Source organism: Kitasatospora sp. McL0602 (assembly GCF_052076145.1).
In the GTDB taxonomy this organism is placed as follows: Bacteria; Actinomycetota; Actinomycetes; order Streptomycetales; family Streptomycetaceae; genus Kitasatospora.
Window position 1 is genome coordinate 5108405 of sequence record NZ_CP197246.1, and the last position, 16493, is coordinate 5124897.

Genomic DNA, 16493 nt, shown 5'->3' on the forward strand with positions numbered 1-16493 from the left:
TCGCGAGTTGGAAGTAGGTCGAGATTGCGATGAGCACCCCTCGATGAGTACGCGATGAGTACGCGATGGGTTCGCCCATGAAGTAGCGACAGTCCGGCGGACGATTGCCCCGGACTCATAGACTGGAGTGAAGTGGCTAAGGTCCGGGTATACGAGCTCGCCAAGGAACTTGGCTTGGAGAGCAAGGCCGTCATGGCCAAGCTGACCGAGCTGGGTGAGTTCGTCCGTTCGGCGTCCTCGACGATCGAGGCGCCGGTCGTGCGCAAGTTGACTGACGCTCTTGGAGTGGCACCTACGGGTGGTTCCGCTGCAAAGCCTGGCCCGCGGAAGCCCGCGGCGCCCCAGCCCACCGGTGGCGCTGCCGCCGGTGCGGCCGCACCCAAGCCGGGTGCCCCCACCCCGGGTCCGCGCCCTGCCGCGACCCCGGGTCCCCGTCCGACCCCGGCCGCTGCGGCTCCCGCCGCTCCGGCCGCCCCCGCCGCCGCCAAGCCGGCCGCCGCGACCCCGGGCCCCCGCCCGGCCGCGCGTCCCGCTGCGCCGGCTCCGGCTGCTCCGGCCGCCGAGTTCTCCTCCCCGGCCCCGGCCGTTCCGGCCGCCGACGCTCCGGCCAAGCCCGCTGCGGCGAGCCCGGCTGCTGCTCCGGCCGCCCGTCCGGCTGCCGCCGCGCCGTCCTCGGGTGCCCGTCCGGGCCCGCGTCCGGCCGGCCCGCGTCCGGGCAACAACCCGTTCACCTCGGGCAGTGCGACCGGCATGGGCCGCCCCGGCGAGCGCCGTCCGGCTGCTGCCGGTGCCGGTGACCGTCCGGCCCGTCCGGCTGGTGCTCCGGGTGCTGACCGTGGCGCTCCGCGTCCCGGTGGTGACCGTCCGGCCCGTCCGGCTGGTGCTCCGGGTGCTGACCGTGGCGCTCCGCGTCCCGGTGGTGACCGTCCGGCCCGTCCGGCTGGTGCTCCGGGTGCTGACCGTGGCGCTCCGCGTCCCGGTGGCGACCGTCCGCGTCCCGCCGGTGCCCCCGGTGCCGACCGCGGCCCGCGTCCCGCCGGTGCCTCGCGCCCCGACGGCATGCCCCGTCCGGCCGGCCCGCGCCCCGGTGGCCCGAGCCCGTCCGGTATGCCCCGCCCGAACCCGGGCATGATGCCGCAGCGGCCCGCCCCGGGCCCCGGCGCGCGTCCCGGCCCCGGCGGCCGTGGCCCGGGTGGCCCCGGTGGCCGTCCGGGTGGTCCCGGCGCTGGTGCCGGTGGCGCCCGTCCCGGCTTCGCCGGTCGTCCGGCCGGTCCGGGCTCGCGTCCGGCCGGTGGCGGCGGCTTCGGCGGCCCCCGTCCGGGTGGCGGCGCCGGTGGCGGCGGTGGCTTCGGCCCGCGTCCCGGTGGCTTCGGCGGCCGTCCCGGCGGCCCGGGTGCCCGTGGTGGCACGCAGGGTGCCTTCGGTCGTGGCCCGGGTGGTCGCCCGGCGCGTGGCCGCAAGTCGAAGCGCCAGCGTCGTCAGGAATACGAGTCGATGCAGGCTCCGTCCGTCGGCGGTGTGATGCTGCCCCGCGGCAACGGTGCGACCGTGCGCCTGTCGCGTGGTGCCTCGCTGATGGACTTCGCGGAGAAGATCAACGCCAACCCGGCCGCGCTCGTCTCGGTGATGTTCAACCTCGGTGAGATGGTCACCGCGACCCAGTCGGTCTCCGACGCGACCCTTGAGATGCTGGCCCAGGAGATGGGCTTCATCCTGGAGATCGTCAGCCGGGACGACGAGGACCGCGAGCTGCTGGAGTCGTTCGACATCGACTTCGGTGCCGACGAGGGCGACGAGGACGAGCTCATGCCTCGCCCGCCGGTCGTCACCGTCATGGGTCACGTCGACCACGGTAAGACCCGACTGCTGGACGCGATCCGCAAGTCCAACGTCGTGGCCGGCGAGGCCGGTGGCATCACCCAGCACATCGGTGCCTACCAGGTCTCGGCCGAGGTCAACGGCGAAGAGCGTCGGATCACCTTCCTCGACACCCCGGGTCACGAGGCGTTCTCCGCCATGCGTGCCCGTGGTGCCAAGTCCACCGACATCGCGATCCTGGTGGTCGCGGCCAACGACGGTGTCATGCCGCAGACGGTCGAGGCGTTGAACCACGCCAAGGCCGCCGGTGTGCCGATCGTGGTCGCGGTCAACAAGATCGACGTCGAGGGTGCGGACCCGGTCAAGGTCCGTGGTCAGCTGACCGAGTTCGGTCTGGTGGCCGAGGAGTACGGCGGCGACACCATGTTCGTCGACATCTCCGCGCGCCAGGGTCTGCACATCGACTCGCTGCTCGAGGCCGTCGTCCTCACCGCCGACGCCTCGCTCAACCTGGTCGCCAACCCGGACCAGGACGCGCAGGGTATTGCCATCGAGGCCCACCTCGACAAGGGCCGCGGCGCCATGGCGACCGTCCTCGTCCAGCGCGGTACCCTCCGCGTCGGCGACTCGATCGCCGTCGGTGACGCCCACGGCCGCGTCCGCGCGATGCTGGACGAGAACGGCAACAACGTGGAGGAGGCGGGTCCGTCCCGTCCCGTCCTGCTGCTCGGTCTCACCTCGGTGCCCCGCGCCGGCGACAGCTTCATCGTCGTCGACGACGACCGCACCGCGCGTCAGATCGCCGAGAAGCGTTCGGCGCGTGACCGCAACGCCATGTTCGCCAAGCGTCCGATGCGGGTCTCCCTGGAGAACCTGGACCAGGCGATCGCGGCGGGCGGCATCCAGCAGCTCAACCTCATCGTCAAGGGTGACGTCTCCGGTTCCGTCGAGGCCCTGGAAGACGCACTCGTCAAGCTCGACGTGGGCGAGGAGGTCGAGCTCCGCATCCTGCACCGCGGTGTGGGTGCGATCACCGAGTCCGACGTGGACCTGGCGATGGGCTCGGACGCCATCATCATCGGCTTCAACGTGCGCGCCGAAGGCCGTGCCCGTACTGCGGCCGACAAGGAAGGCGTGGACGTCCGGTACTACTCGGTCATCTACCAGGCGATCGAGGAGATCGAGGCGGCCCTCAAGGGTCTGCTCAAGCCGGAGTACGAGGAGGTGCGCCTCGGTTCTGCAGAGATCCGCGAGGTGTTCCGCTCCTCCAAGTTCGGCAACATCGCGGGTGTCATCGTCCGCGAGGGCCTGCTGCGCCGCAACGCCAAGGCGCGCCTCATCCGTGACGGCAAGCTCATCACGGAGAGCCTCACCATCGAGGGTCTGCGTCGTTTCAAGGACGACGCGACCGAGGTCCGCGAGGGCTTCGAGGCCGGTGTGACCCTGGGGTCGTTCAACGACATCAAGGTCGACGACGTCATCGAGACGTACGAGATGCGCGAGAAGCCGCGCGCGTAAGCGTCGGCTGCCCGGGGCCGGTCGACGGGGGAATTCCCGTCGACCGGCCCCGGTCTCGCTGTGTAGGGTCGCCGTACGTTCCCCGGTAGGGGATCTCTACGAGGCCCTCAGGTCGGCGAGACCTGTCACACATGTTCGTAGGAACACTCACCTTCGACCTGCTCCTCGGCGACGTCCACTCGCTGAAGGAGAAGCGCTCGATCGTGCGGCCCATCGTGGCCGAGCTGCAGCGCAAGTACAGCGTGTGCGCGGCGGAAGTCGGGAACCAGGATCTGCACCGCAGGGCCGAGATCGGCCTGGCGGTGGTGTCCGGCGAAGCCGGGTTCGTCACCGAGATCCTGGACAGCTGTGAGCGGCTCGTCGCCGGCCGCCCCGAGGTGCAGTTGCTCTCCGCGAGGAGGCGCTACCACGGCGACGATGATTGAGAGCGGGGGCGGTGGTGGTACGTCATCACCGTCACACCGACGAGGACCGAGAGCGCCCACAAGGCTGGGCGCGGGCAGGTATTTTGGGGCATGGGCCCCACCGGGTGCGTACGTGACCCGGGTACCGCGCTCACTGCACGAGGAGGCAACGTGACCGACACCGCAAGGGCGCGCAAGCTCGCCGACCGCATCAAGGTGGTCGTGGCCGAGACCCTGCAACGGCGGGTCAAGGACCCGCGCCTGGGCTACGTCACCATCACTGACACCCGGGTCACCGGGGACCTGCGCGAGGCCACCGTCTTCTACACGGTCTACGGCGACGACCTGGAGCGGCAGGCCACGGCCGCCGCGCTGGAGAGTGCCAAGGGCGTGCTCCGCTCCGAGGTCGGCAAGCAGACCGGGGTGCGCTTCACCCCGACGCTGACCTTCGTCGCGGACGCCCTGCCGGACAACGCCAAGAACATCGACGACCTGCTGGACAAGGCCCGGCTCTCCGACGCCGCCGTCCGCACGGCCGCCGCCGGCGCGACCTACGCCGGGGACGCGGACCCGTACCGCACCCCCGGTGAAGCCGAAGACGGGGACGAGTAAGCATGACCGCGGAGCCGGCCCGGACCGGCCAGGGGGCATCTTCCACCGACACGGTGGAGGGTGCCCTCGCGGTGCTTCCCGGGCCTCGCAGCGAGTCACCCCTCGCCCACTCCTCGGAAGGCTTCGAGCTGGAGTGGCAGCGCGTCGTCGCGCTGATCGGCTCGGCCTCCGAGATCGACCTGATCTGCCACATCAACCCGGACGGCGACGCCCTCGGCTCCGCGCTCGCGGCCGGGCTGGCACTGCGCTCGCTCGGCCACCGGGTGCGGGTCTCCTTCGGCGACGACCCGCAGGTCATCCCCGAGTCGCTGGCCTTCCTGCCCGGCCAGGAGCTGATCGTGCCCGCCGCCGAGGTGCCGGACCGGCCCGAGCTGGTGCTCTGCTTCGACGTCGCCGCCGAGTCGCGGCTCGGCCTGCTGCACGCGAAGGCCTTCGCGGCCCCCGCGCTGGTGGTCATCGACCACCACGCCTCCAACCCCGGCTTCGGCACCCACCGCCTGATCGACCCGGGCGCGCCCGCCACCGCCGTCCTGGTCGACGAACTGCTGCGGCGCCTCCAGGTGCCGCTCGACCAGGCGCTCGCCACCTGCCTCTACACCGGCGTGGCCACCGACACCGGCTCCTTCAAGTACGCGGGCACCACCCCCGCCACCCACGAACTCGCCGGGCGCCTGCTGGCCACCGGCATCCGGCACGACCTGATCTCCCGACAGCTCTGGGACACCTCCTCCTTCGGCTACCTCAAGGTGCTCGCCGGTGCGCTGGAGCGCGCCGTGTACGAGCCCGAGGCGGCCGGCGGGCGGGGCCTGGTGTGGACCTGGGTGCCCTACCAGGACCTGGCGCTGTTCGGCGTCACCGTCGAGGAGATCGAGGGCCTGATCGACGTCCTGCGGAGGCCCGCCGAGGCGGAGGTCGCGCTCGTCCTCAAGCAGGACCCGGACGGCACCCTGCGCGGCTCCTGCCGGGCCAAGGGCGCCGTCGACGTCGCGGCCGTCTGCGCCGAGCTCGGCGGCGGCGGCCACAAGTTCGCGGCGGGCTTCGCCGTCCGCGAGGACGTACCGGCGGTGGTCGGGCGGTTCCGCGCGGCGCTGCCGTCCTGCTGACTCCCGCTGCCCGCCACCTCTGCCCGCCATCTCTGCACGAACCCTCTGCACGGAAAGATCCGATGAAGCGTAAAGGCACCGGCCCCGACGGTCTGGTCATTGTCGACAAGCCGGAGGGCATCACCTCGCACGGGGTGGTGGCCAAACTTCGCTGGCTGGCCGGCACCCGGAAGGTCGGCCACGCCGGGACCCTGGACCCGATGGCCACCGGCGTGCTCGTCATCGGCGTCGAGCGGGCCACCCGGCTGCTCGGGCACCTGATGCTCACCGCCAAGACCTACGAGGCGACCATCCGGCTCGGCCAGGACACGATCACGGACGACCGCGAGGGCGACGTGATCTCCTCGACGGACGCCTCCGGCGTCACCCGGGACGGGATCGACGCGGGCGTCGCCGTGCTGACCGGCGAGATCATGCAGGTGCCGTCCAAGGTCAGTGCCATCAAGATCGACGGGAAGCGGTCGTACTCACGCGTCCGGGAGGGCGAGGAGTTCGAGATCCCGGCGCGGGCGACGACCATCCACTCCTTCGTGGTGCACGACGTCCGCCCGGCCGTCGCCGAGGACGGCACCCCCGTGGTCGACCTCGACGTCACCGTCGAGTGCTCCTCCGGCACCTACATCCGGGCACTGGCCCGCGACCTCGGCGCCGGTCTCGGCGTCGGCGGCCACCTGACCGCCCTGCGGCGGACCAAGGTCGGCCCCTACGGCGTCGAGTCGGCACGGACGCTGGAGCAGTTGGAGGAGCAGCTGGAGGTGCTGCCGATCGCGGACGCCGCCGCAGCCGCTTTTCCCCGCTGGGACATCGACGAGGAGCAGGCGAAGCTGCTCTCCAACGGCATGCGGCTCAAGGCCCCCGGCCTCGGCGTCGACGGCCCGATCGCCGTCTTCGACCCCGCCGGCACCTTTCTCGCCCTGGTCGAGGAGGATGGCGGCCGCGCCAAGCCGGTAGCGGTCTTCGTCGGCTGACGCACGCTGTCGCGACGGCCAGCCACCAGGGGCGCGGGGCTCTGCTGGATTCACTGCGTGCGCGAGTACGGAAGCAACGGTCCGGTGCCTTCCGCCCCGCGCAGTTCCCCGCGCCCCTGGATAGTGCAAGTTCGGCGAGCATCGAAGAGTGCGGCGCTGCACCTTCCGATGTCGCGCACGCAGTGAATCCAGCAGAGCCCCGCGCCCCTGGGGGCTAACGCCCCGGTAGGGGCGCGCCGCAGGTGCCGACGCAGGCTTCGTTGCCCTCGGGGTCGGCGAGGACCCAGTGGTTGGGGGCGTGTTCGGCGGTGATCAGGCGGCCGCCGGCGGCCAGGGCTGCGGCGATCCGGGTCTCGGCCTGGTCGTGGGGGACCCAGACGTCGAGGTGGACGCGGTTGCGCTGGGGGCGGGCTTCGTCCATCTGCTGGAAGTACATCGGTGCGCCTCGGCCCTGCGGGTCGATCAGGTCCTCGGGGCTGCCGCTGCGGTGCTGGTAGCCGAGCAGGGCCCGCCAGAACGGCACCACGTCGGCGATGGACAGGGCGTCGACGGTGACCTGGACGGTCCGGACGGCCGACGGGTCGGCGGTCAGGCCGAGGTCACGGGCGATGGCGGAGATCTGCCGGGCGAGTTCGACGTCCTGCTCGGTCATCCCGTAGTAGTCGGGCGTGAGGGTGATCAGACGTACCGTCACGCCGTCCTGCCGCAGGTCCACGTCCGGGCAGCGGGGCAGCCCGCCGAGCGCCTGCGCGAATGCGGCGCCGACCGCGAACGACCCCGTACGGAAGTACGTGCAGGCCCCTTCGCCCAGCACCCGCCAGTCCTCGACCCCCGCAGCCTCGTGGAACTGACGGGGTCGGATGCGCCCGGTCACGGGCTCTGCGTCGATCATGCCGGACAAGATAGCGGATGGCCGAACTCTCACCCGGACGAGTGATCGGCGGAGTGGTGGGGGTGAGCCGGGGCAGGCTCACCGCGGCATGGACGACGGCCGTGGTGGGGAGGCAGGGCGGATGGCCGGTGGGCAGCGGTCGGCCCTCGCGGTGGTGCGGGTGTGCGACACGGGCGGGCGGACGACGGGCTTCGGCTTCGTGGTGGACCTGCTGGGGACGGTCGTCACCGCGCACGAGGTGGTCGCCGGGCTGACCCGGCTGGTGCTGCACACGCCGGGCGGGCAGACCCGGGTGCTGGGGGAGGGCAGCATCGAGGCGCTGCCGCAGCACGGGCTGGCTCTGCTGCGGACGGATGCCGTGGGCGGTCTGCCGGTGCCGCCGCTGCCGGTCGCCACGGGGGGTGCGGGGGTGCTGGTCGCGGTGCCGTACCTGCGGCCCGGGGGCGAGGAGCCCGCGCTGACCCAGGGTGGGGTGTTGGCGAGCTGCGGAGCGATGTACCCGTGGGCGGACGCCTTCCACCTGGTGGAGGCCGCGCTGCTGCTCGACCTGCCGCAGCTGGACACGCTGCCGACGCCGGGTGCCCCGGTGCTGGACGCCGAGACCGGCGCGGTGGTCGGGGTGGTCGCGCCGGGGCTGCGGAGCGGACACCCGAGGGGTGTCCCGGCGGTGCCACTCGTCGGCGTCGGCCTCGCGTCGGTGCTGGCGCGGAACGCGGCGACCGTGCCCGCGTACGGGAGGGCGCTCAATCTGGGCGGGGTGCTGCAACTCGCCTCCGTTCAGCTGGGGTCGGCGAGTGCCGGGCCCGGACGGATCGCCGATCTGGCCGCCGACCGGGTGGACCGGCCGGACGGGCTGACCGGCGAGGAGCCGCAGGGCCCCGTGACGGCCCTGGTCGGCGGGCCGGGCAGCGGGCGGACCACCGAGCTGGCGGCGCTGACAGTCCGGCGGGCTGGCGGGCGCCGGCCTGGGCCGACGCTCTGGCTGCGCGGCGCCGACCTGGCCGCCGCCGACAGCTCCCCGGCCTCCGCCGTGGGGCGCGAACTCGCCCGTGCCGCCGGGCTGTTGGAGGTGCCACCGCCTGACCCGGACGAGGTCGCCGGGATCTGTGCGGCGGCGGGCCGCCCGCTGCTGGTGGTGCTGGACGCGCCGGAGGAGGCCCCGGCCGCCGTCTCGGCGAGCTGGCTCGCGGCCGGGCGGGAGTGGCTGGCCGGCAGCGGCGCCCGGCTGCTGCTGGCCTGCCGCCCGGAGGAGTGGGACCGCTGCGGGGCGGACCTGACGGAAACCCAGGTGCACGGTCTCGGCCTGCTGCCCGCCGAGGCCGCCGACCGCGCCGCGCGGCGCTACGGCCTGCCCGCCGGCTGGCTGGGCCCGGCCGAGGCCCAGCACCCCTTGGCCCAGCACCCGCTGGCCCTGCGGCTGGCGGGCGGCCTGCACGGCGCCGGAGTGCGCGGGCCCGCGCCGGGGCGCGACCAGCTGTACGCGGCCCACCTGGACCTGTGCTGCCTGCGGGTGGCGCGACGGCTGGCCGCCGGGGCGCAGGTGCGCCGCCCCGGCGCGCACCGCCGGGGTGCGCCGCGCCCGGCGGTCGAGCAGCCCGGACAGGTGCGGCGCCTCGCCGCCACGGTCGCCGGGCGGCTGCACGAGGCGGCCCGGCGGATGCTGGCGGTGGGGCACGGCGGGTTGGGCCGGGGGGTGTTCGACGAGCTGTTCCCGGCGGAGGGCGGCTGGGCGCAGGCGGTGCTGGGGGAGGGCGTGTTCGTCCCGGCGGGGGACGGCTACCGGATGGCGCACGAGGAGTTCGCGGAGTGGCTCCAGGGGCTGCACCTGGATCTGGACGGTGCGCTGCGGCTGCTGCTCGCCGAGACGGCGGACCCGGCCTGCCCGCACGGTGTGCCCCGGCACCGGATCGGCCCGGTGCTGGCCGCGCTCCGGCGGCCCGGCCCGGCCGAGGCGTCGGCCCTCGACGGGTGGCTGGACCGGCTCCGCCAGGCGCTCGACCGCGCCGAGCCCGGCAGCGAGCCCGCCTGGTGGGCCGGGCGGCTGCTCGCCGCCGTACTGGCCGGGGCGCCCGACCCGACGGCGCACCGGCCGCTGCTGGAGTGGCTGGCCAGGCGGGGCGAGCACGGCGGCGAGTTCGGCCCGGAGTTCTGGGCCGCCCTGCCGCTGACCCCGGCGGACCGGCTCGGCCTGCTCCGGCTGCTGGTCCGCTCCGACGGCCCCGCGCAGAGCTTCCGGGCCGCGACCGCCGAGCTGCTGGCCGCCGACCCGCGCGGCGTACTGCCGCTGCTCTGCCGCTGGTTCGAGGACGGTGGGCGGCTCACCGCCCGCCCGGGGAGCACCGTCGCGGACGTCGCACACGACCTGTCGTACGCGCACCGGCACCTGGCGCTGGACGACCTGACGGAGTGCCTGGTCGATGCGGCGCACCCCCGGGCCGACGCGCTGCTCTCGCTGCTGGCCGCCGAGGAGCCCTCCGCGCTCTGCCGCGCGGTGGACCGCTGGAGCCACGACCCGAGACCCGAGCGGCACGTCGCGGCCGCCGTACACGCCCTGCGAGCGGCCCCGCACGCGGGCGGCCCCGGCCCCGCGCTGCTCCGCTTCACCGCCGCCACCCTGCTCGCCCGCGAGGACGAACCCGCCCTGCACGGCGCCGCGTTGGCGCTGCTCGTGCGCTACCCGGAGACCAGGCCGGCCCACCTGGCGGCGGCCCTGGCCGCCTACCGGGCGGACGACCCGTTCGTCACCGCCGAGGTGCTCGGCCCGGCGCTGGCGGCCGAACCGGTGCCCGTCCTGGCAGCGCTGCGGGCCCGGCTGGCCGAGCCGGGCGGGGCGGTGGCCGAGGCGCTGTGGCTGCTCGCCGAGGCCACCGACCCCGGCACCTCCCGGCAGGGGCTCGCGCTGGCCGCCGGGCTGCTCAGGGAGCGTCCCGAGCGGGCCGCCCAGGTCGCCGAGTACCTCGACCGGCTGCTCGCCCGGTCGGCGGAGGCCGGGCCGCTGCTGGCCGAGATCCGCCGCAGCCAGCCCGCCGCCGTCCGGCGGGTCTTCGCGGTGCTTCTCGCCGGGCCCGGCCTGCCCGCCCGCGCGAAGGCGCTGGACACCCTGCTGCTGGCCGAGCGCGACCCGCTGGTGCTGACGGCGGTGCTGGAGCTGACGGCCGACACCTGTGCGGAGCACGAGCCGGGCCGGGCCCGGGAGTTGGTGCGCCGGACGGCGACCGAGGACGGGCCGGCCGACGCCGTGCTGGTGCGCTGCGCGGGCCGCTCCGCCGCCTTCGCCCGGCTGCTCGCCGAGTGGCCGGAGGGGGAGCCGCGGCCACCGGGCGGGCCGCTGCTGACGCGGATGCGCGAGCTGGTGGCGGAGGGTCGTGACCCGCAGTACGCCGCCGCCGAGGCCGAGCGGGGGGCCGGGGCCGGGCCCGGCGTCCCCTCGCCGCGCGCAGCGGGCCTTCCGGTGCCGAAGCCGGGGCGGGCGCATGGCACGCTATAGGGGTTCGACTTGGAGCGTTTGAGCGCACAGCGGGTGCGCGACGTACGGAACGAGGAGCGGTCAGGGTGCAACGCTGGCGTGGCCTGGAGGAGATCCCCGGGGACTGGGGGCGCAGCGTCGTCACCATCGGATCGTTCGACGGTGTGCACCGCGGCCACCAACTGATCATCAACCGGGCGGTGGAGCGGGCGCGGAAGCTCGGCGCGAAGGCCGTCGTGGTGACCTTCGACCCGCACCCCAGCGAGGTCGTCCGCCCCGGCAGCCACCCGCCGCTGCTCGCCCCGCACGCCCGCCGGGCGGAGCTGATGGCGGAGCTCGGCGTGGACGCCGTACTGGTGCTGCCGTTCACCCTGGAGTTCTCGCAGGAGTCGCCGGAGACCTTCGTCCAGCAGGTGCTGGTCGACGCGCTGCGGGCCCGGCTGGTCATCGAGGGCCCGAACTTCCGCTTCGGCCACAAGGCGGCGGGCAACGTCGAGCTGCTCGCGGAGCTCGGGCGGGCGGACGACTTCGAGGTCGAGGTCGTCGACCTGAAGGTCCAGGGGGAGGCGGGCGGCGGCGAGCCGTTCTCCTCGACGCTGGTCCGGCGGCTGGTCGCCGAGGGTGACCTGACGGCCGTCGCCGAGGTGCTCGGGCGTCCGCACCGGGTGGAGGGCATCGTCGTCCGAGGCGCCCAGCGCGGGCGGGAGTTGGGCTTCCCCACCGCCAACGTGGACACCGTGCCGCACAGCGCCGTCCCCGCCGACGGCGTCTACGCGGGCTGGCTGACCGTCGCCGGTGAGCGGATGCCCGCCGCGATCTCGGTCGGCACCAACCCGACCTTCGACGGCACCGCCCGCACGGTGGAGGCCTACGCGATCGACCGCGTCGGCCTCGACCTGTACGGCATGCACGCAGCCGTGGACTTCCTCGCCTACCTGCGCGGCATGGAGAAGTTCGACTCGATCGACGCCCTCCTCGACCGGATGGCCGACGACGTCAAGCAGGCCCGCGAACTCACCGACTGACGTCGGCTCGGCGCGTGAGCGTCAGGGGCGCGGGGAACTGCGCGAAATCGGAAGGCACTGGACCGTCGCTTCCGGATTCGCGCAGTTCCCCGCGCCCCTTGTGGTGGCTCGAGCTCCTGCTAAGGCTGCTGCGGGGGCGGGTAGCCGTAGCCGGGCTGCTGCGGGGGCTGCTGGGACCACTCCTGGGGGAGGGCCTGGCCCGGCGGCGGGGGCGGGGTCTGGCCCTGCTGCTGCGGGGCCCAGGGGGCGCCGGGAGCGGGCTGGCCGGGGTAGCCGCCCTGCTGGGGCGGGTACGGCTGCTGTTGCTGCTGCTGCGGGTAGCCCTGCTGCTGGGGGTAGCCGGGGTACTGCTGCTGCTGCTGTTGCCAGCCGCCGCCCGCCGCGTGCTGGGCGCGGGCGATGTCCTCGCCGACGAGGGTGGCCAGCTCGAAGTACGCGTCCCGGACCTTGGGCCGCATCATCGCGAGGTTGACCTCGGCGCCGGCCGCCAGGCTCTCGTCGAAGGGCACCACGACGACGCCGCGGCAGCGAGTCTGGAAGTGCGCGACGATGTCCTCGACCTTGATCATCTTGCTGGTCTCGCGGACCCCGGAGACCACCGTGATGCTGCGCTGCACCAGGTCGGCGTACCCGTGTGCGGAGAGCCAGTCCAGCGTGGTGGAGGCGCTGCTGGCGCCGTCCACGCTGGGGGTGGAGACGACGATCAGCTGGTCGGCGAGGTCGAGCACCCCGCGCATGGCGCTGTAGAGCAGACCGGTGCCGGAGTCGGTCAGGATGATCGGGTAGTGCTGGCCGAGCACCTGGATGACCTGGCGGTAGTCCGAGTCGTTGAAGGTGGTCGAGACGGCCGGGTCGACGTCGTTGGCCAGGATCTCCAGGCCAGAGTGCAGGTCCTGCGAGGTGAACTGGCGGACGTCCATGTAGCTGCGCATGTGCGGGATGGCCGTCACCAGGTCACGGATGGTCGCGCCGGTCTGGCGCTTCACCCGGCGGCCCAGGGTGCCCGCGTCGGGGTTGGCGTCGATCGCGATGACCTTGTCCTGCCGCTCGCTGGCCAGCGTCGCGCCGAGCGAGGTGGTGGTCGTGGTCTTGCCGACACCGCCCTTGAGGCTGATCACGGCGATCCGGTAGCAGCTCATCACCGGCGTCCGGATGATCTCCAGCTTGCGGGCCCGGTCGGCCTGCGCCGCCTTGCCGCCGAACTGGAACCGCGAGGACTGCCGCTGCTGCTTCGGCTGGCCGCGCAGCAGGCGGTCCGAGGAGAGCTCCACGGCGGCGGTGTAGCCGAGCGCGGCGCCGTGCGCCATCTGCTGCTGGCCGCCCTGCTGGAAGGCCGCCGGAGCCTGCGGCATGGCCTGCTGCTGCGGGTAGCCGGGCTGCGGCATCTGCTGCATCTGCTGCTGGGGCGCCTGCTGCTGAGGCTGCTGCTGCTGCTGGGGCGGCTGCTGGTACGCCTGCGGCTGCGGCCAGCCGCTCTGCCGCGGGTCGACCGGCTGGGCGGGCGGCATCTGCTGCTGAGGCGCCTGGGGTGCCTGGGGCGTCTGCGGAGCCTGAGGTGCTTGCGGGGCCTGCTGCTGCACCTGCTGCGGCCACGGGCCGGGCGGCGCGGGCTGCTGCTGGTACGGCTGCGCGGGCTGCGCCGGAGCGGGCGGCTGCTCGGCCGTCGGCGGCCAGGCCACCGGCTCGGGTGCGGGTGCGGGTGCGGATGCGACGGGTGCGGGCGCGACGGGCGCCGGAGCGGACTGCACCTGGGTCTGGGCGGGCGCAGGCTCGGCGGCCACCGGCGCGGGGCCGGCTGCGGCACCACGGGAGCGGGAGCGGGCGCGACGGGCGCCGGGGCAGCGGGGATCGGAGCGACCGGGGCCGGAGCGACGGGCACGTCGGCGACCGGCATCGGCATCGGCGCAGGCGGTTCGACGGCCTCCGGCACCACCGGTGCAGGCGCGACCGGGGTCGGGGCCGGGGCCGGAGCCGGAGCAGGCGCCGGGGCGGGTGCGGCGCCCTGCGGGCCGGAGCTCTGGGTGTACCAGGACGGGGGCGAGTAGTCGGGCGTGTCCGACCAGTCGTCGTCGTCCTCCGCCGCGTTGTCGCCGACGTAGACGCCGTCCCGATCGCTGCTCACTTGGGCTCCCTCGTGTTCGCCGCCGCTGTTCGCGGTGCCGTCGGGCAACAAGACTAGGCCGTGAATCGCGGTCAACTGAAGGCGGTGTCTCATACGTGACCTGCACCGGCACAGCTCGCCGGGCCGCTGCCGACCGCTCACGAGGTGGAGCCCGCCGTCCGTGCGTCCGGCGGCCCACCCGAAAGAGGTCCGGGCCCACGTACCGTGATGGTACGTGAGCCCGGCCGTGTCGATACCGGTCAGTCCATCCGGCGGGCGAGACCGAGCACCTGGGCCTCGGCCTCACCGGGGTTGGTCATCACGAACTGGCGCCGCATCCGGGTCGCCCAGAGGGTGATGTTGTCACCGAGAGTTGGCAGCGCGGCCACTTCCTGGTCACCCAGCGAGAGCACCCGGGCGAGCAGCTCGGCCTCCTGCGGGGAGACCCGCTGGATGCCCACCAGGTCGGCGGCGTTGAGCACCCGGGACGCGTTCGGCCCGAGGTACGGCAGCAGCGTCACCGTGGTCTGCCAGGGCGCCGCCGAGAGGCGGCTGCGCGGCGGACGGGCACCGAGGTCACGGACGACCAGGACCGGCGAGGCGACGGACGCGCCCTGTGCGCCCAGCCGACCGGCCTGGTGGATCGTCACGCACGGCTGGCCGCCGCCGGCCGCCTGCGCCATCGGGGCCCAGGCCTGCGGACGGCCGGTCTCGACCGCGATCCGGGCGCCGGTGGCGGCGGCCCGCAGCGCGATGATCTGGGCCGTCCACATGCCGCCGACCAGCACCAGCTCGTACGGGGTCGGCCGGAACAGGCCCAGCACCGCGGGCTGCTGCTGCGGGTCGACGCCGATCACCACGCCGTCGTCGCCGACCGGGAAGGCCAGCGCGCCGAGGTCCTCGGGGGAGAGCACGTGCCGCTCGCGGCGCGGGCCGCGCAGGCCGAAGCCGGGGCGGATGTTCTTGACTCGGGCCTGCTCGGCGCCCGGCTCGGGGGCGTGGGCAGGGTAGGTCTGATAGGCCATCAGGAAGTCCCTCCCAGGGGCAGCGTGGCGAGCAGGCCGGGGGCCTGTTCGAGGTCGAGCCTGGTCAGGCCCACTCCGGCGTTCTGGGCGCGGGACTCCACCAGGCGGCCGACCTGGTCGACCTCGCTCTCGCTGCGCCCGGTGACCCGGACGTGCCCGCTGATCGCCAGCGCGCCGCCGGTGCCCTGGGTGGCCGTCAGGCTGAAGGTGCTGGCCAGGGCGGGCGTGCCTGTGACGAGGTTCACCAGGTCGGGCGCGGCGATCCGGCCCGGTGCACCGCCGGGGCGGCTCAGCTGCGGCCAGCGGGAGATCCAGTACGTGCTGTGCCAGCGGTCGTCGATCCGCCAGAACTTGCGGCTCTCCTGGGTGCGGCGGGTCGTACCGCCGCCGCCTCCGGTGCCCTGACGGCCCGCCACCGCGATCGGGTTGGCGCAGGTCGAGATGGAGAGTGCGGCGATGAGCTCGCGCTCGTCGAGTGCCGTCGCGGTGAAGCCCGCGCCGTTCAGCCGGCCGGCGAGCTGGTCGGTGACGCGCTGGAGGGCCTTGCGGGCACCCTCCTCGCCGCCGCCGCGGGCCAGCACCGCGGTGCTGGTCTGCTCAGGGTTGAGCCGCAGGGCGACCCAGGTGAGCCGCAGGCCGGGGGTGGAGAGCCCGTCCGGCAGCTGGTGGTAGGCGCGGGCGGCCAGCGACTGGTCCGGCAGGTGCGGCGCGGGCGCGGGCTGGGTGTGCTGCACCAGCTGCACCGACTCCAGCGTGATGTCGTCGACCCGCAGGGCCGAGCACAGCACGTCCAGCGGCAGCGGCAGCGAGGTGCGGGCGGGCCGCAGCGGCTGGTCCTTGGCCTGCACCAGCAGCACCGAGGTGAGGAAGGTGCCGTCGCCGACCATGCCGGTCTCCCGGCGCATCGGACGGCCACCGAAGTCGGTCTCGGTCGCGTGGGTGCAGGTGCGCAGCGCCGGTTCGACCTCCAGTGCCGGTGCCAGCGCCGGGTCGGTGCCGGGCGGCGGCACGTTGCGGGCCGACTGCTTGCGGCGCGCGTTGAACTCGGCCCGGACGCGCAGCGCCTCCGGCAGGCTGAGCCCGCCGAGCGGCAGCAGGGCCATCACGAGCAGCAGGACGGCGGGCACGGCGAACACCCCGGCCATGGCCGGGCTGATCGCCCAGCCGACCGCGACCAGGGCCACCGCGACCTCCAGCAGCACGAGTTGCTGCAGCTGGAGGCGGGTGCCGAGGAGCCCGGGGCGGGGGTGGACCTTCACCTGCACCGGAGCGGTCGGGTGGGCCTGAGCGGGCCGGGAGCGGCGTCCGGAGCCCCCTCCGTTGCCGGCGCGGCGGCCGTGCGATGTACTACGTCGCTCTGGAGCGGTCTGGCTTGGCATCCCCCGAGTGACCCTCTCTGATCAGTTGTCACGGCCCGGTTGGCTGGTCGGTGGACCGGAGCCGTACGGTACTCACCGTCTGCTGCCGCATCGTAGAGGGTTTGCTGCGGTCTTCGCCCGGGGGGTGGCAGACTCATCACGGGACGAATCGTGCTGACGTACGCACAGCCACCGGTCCGGGC

Annotated in this window: 10 protein-coding genes and 1 pseudogene; 7 read left to right on the forward strand and 4 right to left on the reverse strand. The window is 74.2% G+C overall.

Translation table 11 applies throughout. The features are described from left to right. The first annotated feature begins 132 nt into the window (after positions 1-132). From infB to truB, 5 genes are all read left to right on the forward strand, one after another. Entirely contained in the window at positions 133-3336 is a 3204-nt protein-coding gene (gene infB / locus ACR68M_RS23310; protein ID WP_441246050.1) for a translation initiation factor IF-2, read from the forward strand. A gap of 131 nt (positions 3337-3467) precedes the next feature. After that, positions 3468-3761 (forward strand): DUF503 domain-containing protein, encoded by a 294-nt coding sequence (locus ACR68M_RS23315; RefSeq protein ID WP_441246051.1) that lies wholly within the window; start codon positions 3468-3470, stop codon positions 3759-3761. 150 nt (positions 3762-3911) lie between these two features. Next, positions 3912-4352: a 30S ribosome-binding factor RbfA gene (gene rbfA, locus ACR68M_RS23320; protein ID WP_441246052.1), complete on the forward strand. Its 441-nt coding sequence runs from the start codon at positions 3912-3914 to the stop codon at positions 4350-4352. A gap of 2 nt (positions 4353-4354) precedes the next feature. Then, on the forward strand, positions 4355-5455 hold the full coding sequence (locus ACR68M_RS23325; protein ID WP_441246053.1) for a DHH family phosphoesterase: 1101 nt from the start codon (positions 4355-4357) through the stop codon (positions 5453-5455). 62 nt (positions 5456-5517) lie between these two features. Then, the gene (gene truB, locus ACR68M_RS23330) at positions 5518-6423 is read left to right on the forward strand and encodes a tRNA pseudouridine(55) synthase TruB (RefSeq protein WP_441246054.1); all 906 of its coding nucleotides are present in this window, start codon (positions 5518-5520) and stop codon (positions 6421-6423) included. Positions 6424-6637: 214 nt separating this feature from the next. Here the strand turns inward: truB and ACR68M_RS23335 are convergent, their stop codons facing one another. Further along, complete coding sequence (locus ACR68M_RS23335) at positions 6638-7315, reverse strand: VOC family protein (RefSeq protein ID WP_441246055.1); 678 nt, start codon at positions 7313-7315, stop codon at positions 6638-6640. 88 nt (positions 7316-7403) lie between these two features. Between ACR68M_RS23335 and ACR68M_RS23340 the strand changes: the two genes are divergently transcribed. Both ACR68M_RS23340 and ACR68M_RS23345 read left to right on the forward strand, forming a co-directional pair. Beyond that, a complete protein-coding gene (locus tag ACR68M_RS23340) occupies positions 7404-10802 on the forward strand; it encodes a trypsin-like peptidase domain-containing protein (protein WP_441246056.1) in 3399 nt (1132 codons plus the stop codon). Between the two features lie 65 nt (positions 10803-10867). Next, entirely contained in the window at positions 10868-11806 is a 939-nt protein-coding gene (locus ACR68M_RS23345; protein WP_441246057.1) for a bifunctional riboflavin kinase/FAD synthetase, read from the forward strand. Between the two features lie 119 nt (positions 11807-11925). Here the strand turns inward: ACR68M_RS23345 and ACR68M_RS23350 are convergent. The 3 genes and pseudogenes from ACR68M_RS23350 to eccE form a co-directional block, all read right to left on the reverse strand. Next, positions 11926-14021 (reverse strand): annotated as a pseudogene (locus ACR68M_RS23350) (MinD/ParA family ATP-binding protein). Between the two features lie 146 nt (positions 14022-14167). Continuing rightward, entirely contained in the window at positions 14168-14932 is a 765-nt protein-coding gene (locus tag ACR68M_RS23355) for a hypothetical protein (protein ID WP_441246058.1), read from the reverse strand. Further along, a complete protein-coding gene (gene eccE, locus ACR68M_RS23360; protein WP_441246059.1) occupies positions 14932-16191 on the reverse strand; it encodes a type VII secretion protein EccE in 1260 nt (419 codons plus the stop codon). Before eccE ends, ACR68M_RS23355 begins: the two co-directional genes overlap by 1 nt. Positions 16192-16493 lie beyond the last annotated feature (302 nt).

Bases quoted from the DNA above. Each gene is read 5' to 3' on its own strand.
- ACR68M_RS23355 (WP_441246058.1), bottom strand. From the start codon at position 14,932: ATGGCCTATCAGACCTACCCTGCCCACGCCCCCGAGCCGGGCGCCGAG.
- ACR68M_RS23315 (WP_441246051.1), top strand. From the start codon at position 3,468: ATGTTCGTAGGAACACTCACCTTCGACCTGCTCCTCGGCGACGTCCAC.
- ACR68M_RS23335 (WP_441246055.1), bottom strand. From the start codon at position 7,315: ATGATCGACGCAGAGCCCGTGACCGGGCGCATCCGACCCCGTCAGTTC.
- truB (WP_441246054.1), top strand. From the start codon at position 5,518: ATGAAGCGTAAAGGCACCGGCCCCGACGGTCTGGTCATTGTCGACAAG.
- ACR68M_RS23325 (WP_441246053.1), top strand. From the start codon at position 4,355: ATGACCGCGGAGCCGGCCCGGACCGGCCAGGGGGCATCTTCCACCGAC.
- ACR68M_RS23340 (WP_441246056.1), top strand. From the start codon at position 7,404: ATGGACGACGGCCGTGGTGGGGAGGCAGGGCGGATGGCCGGTGGGCAG.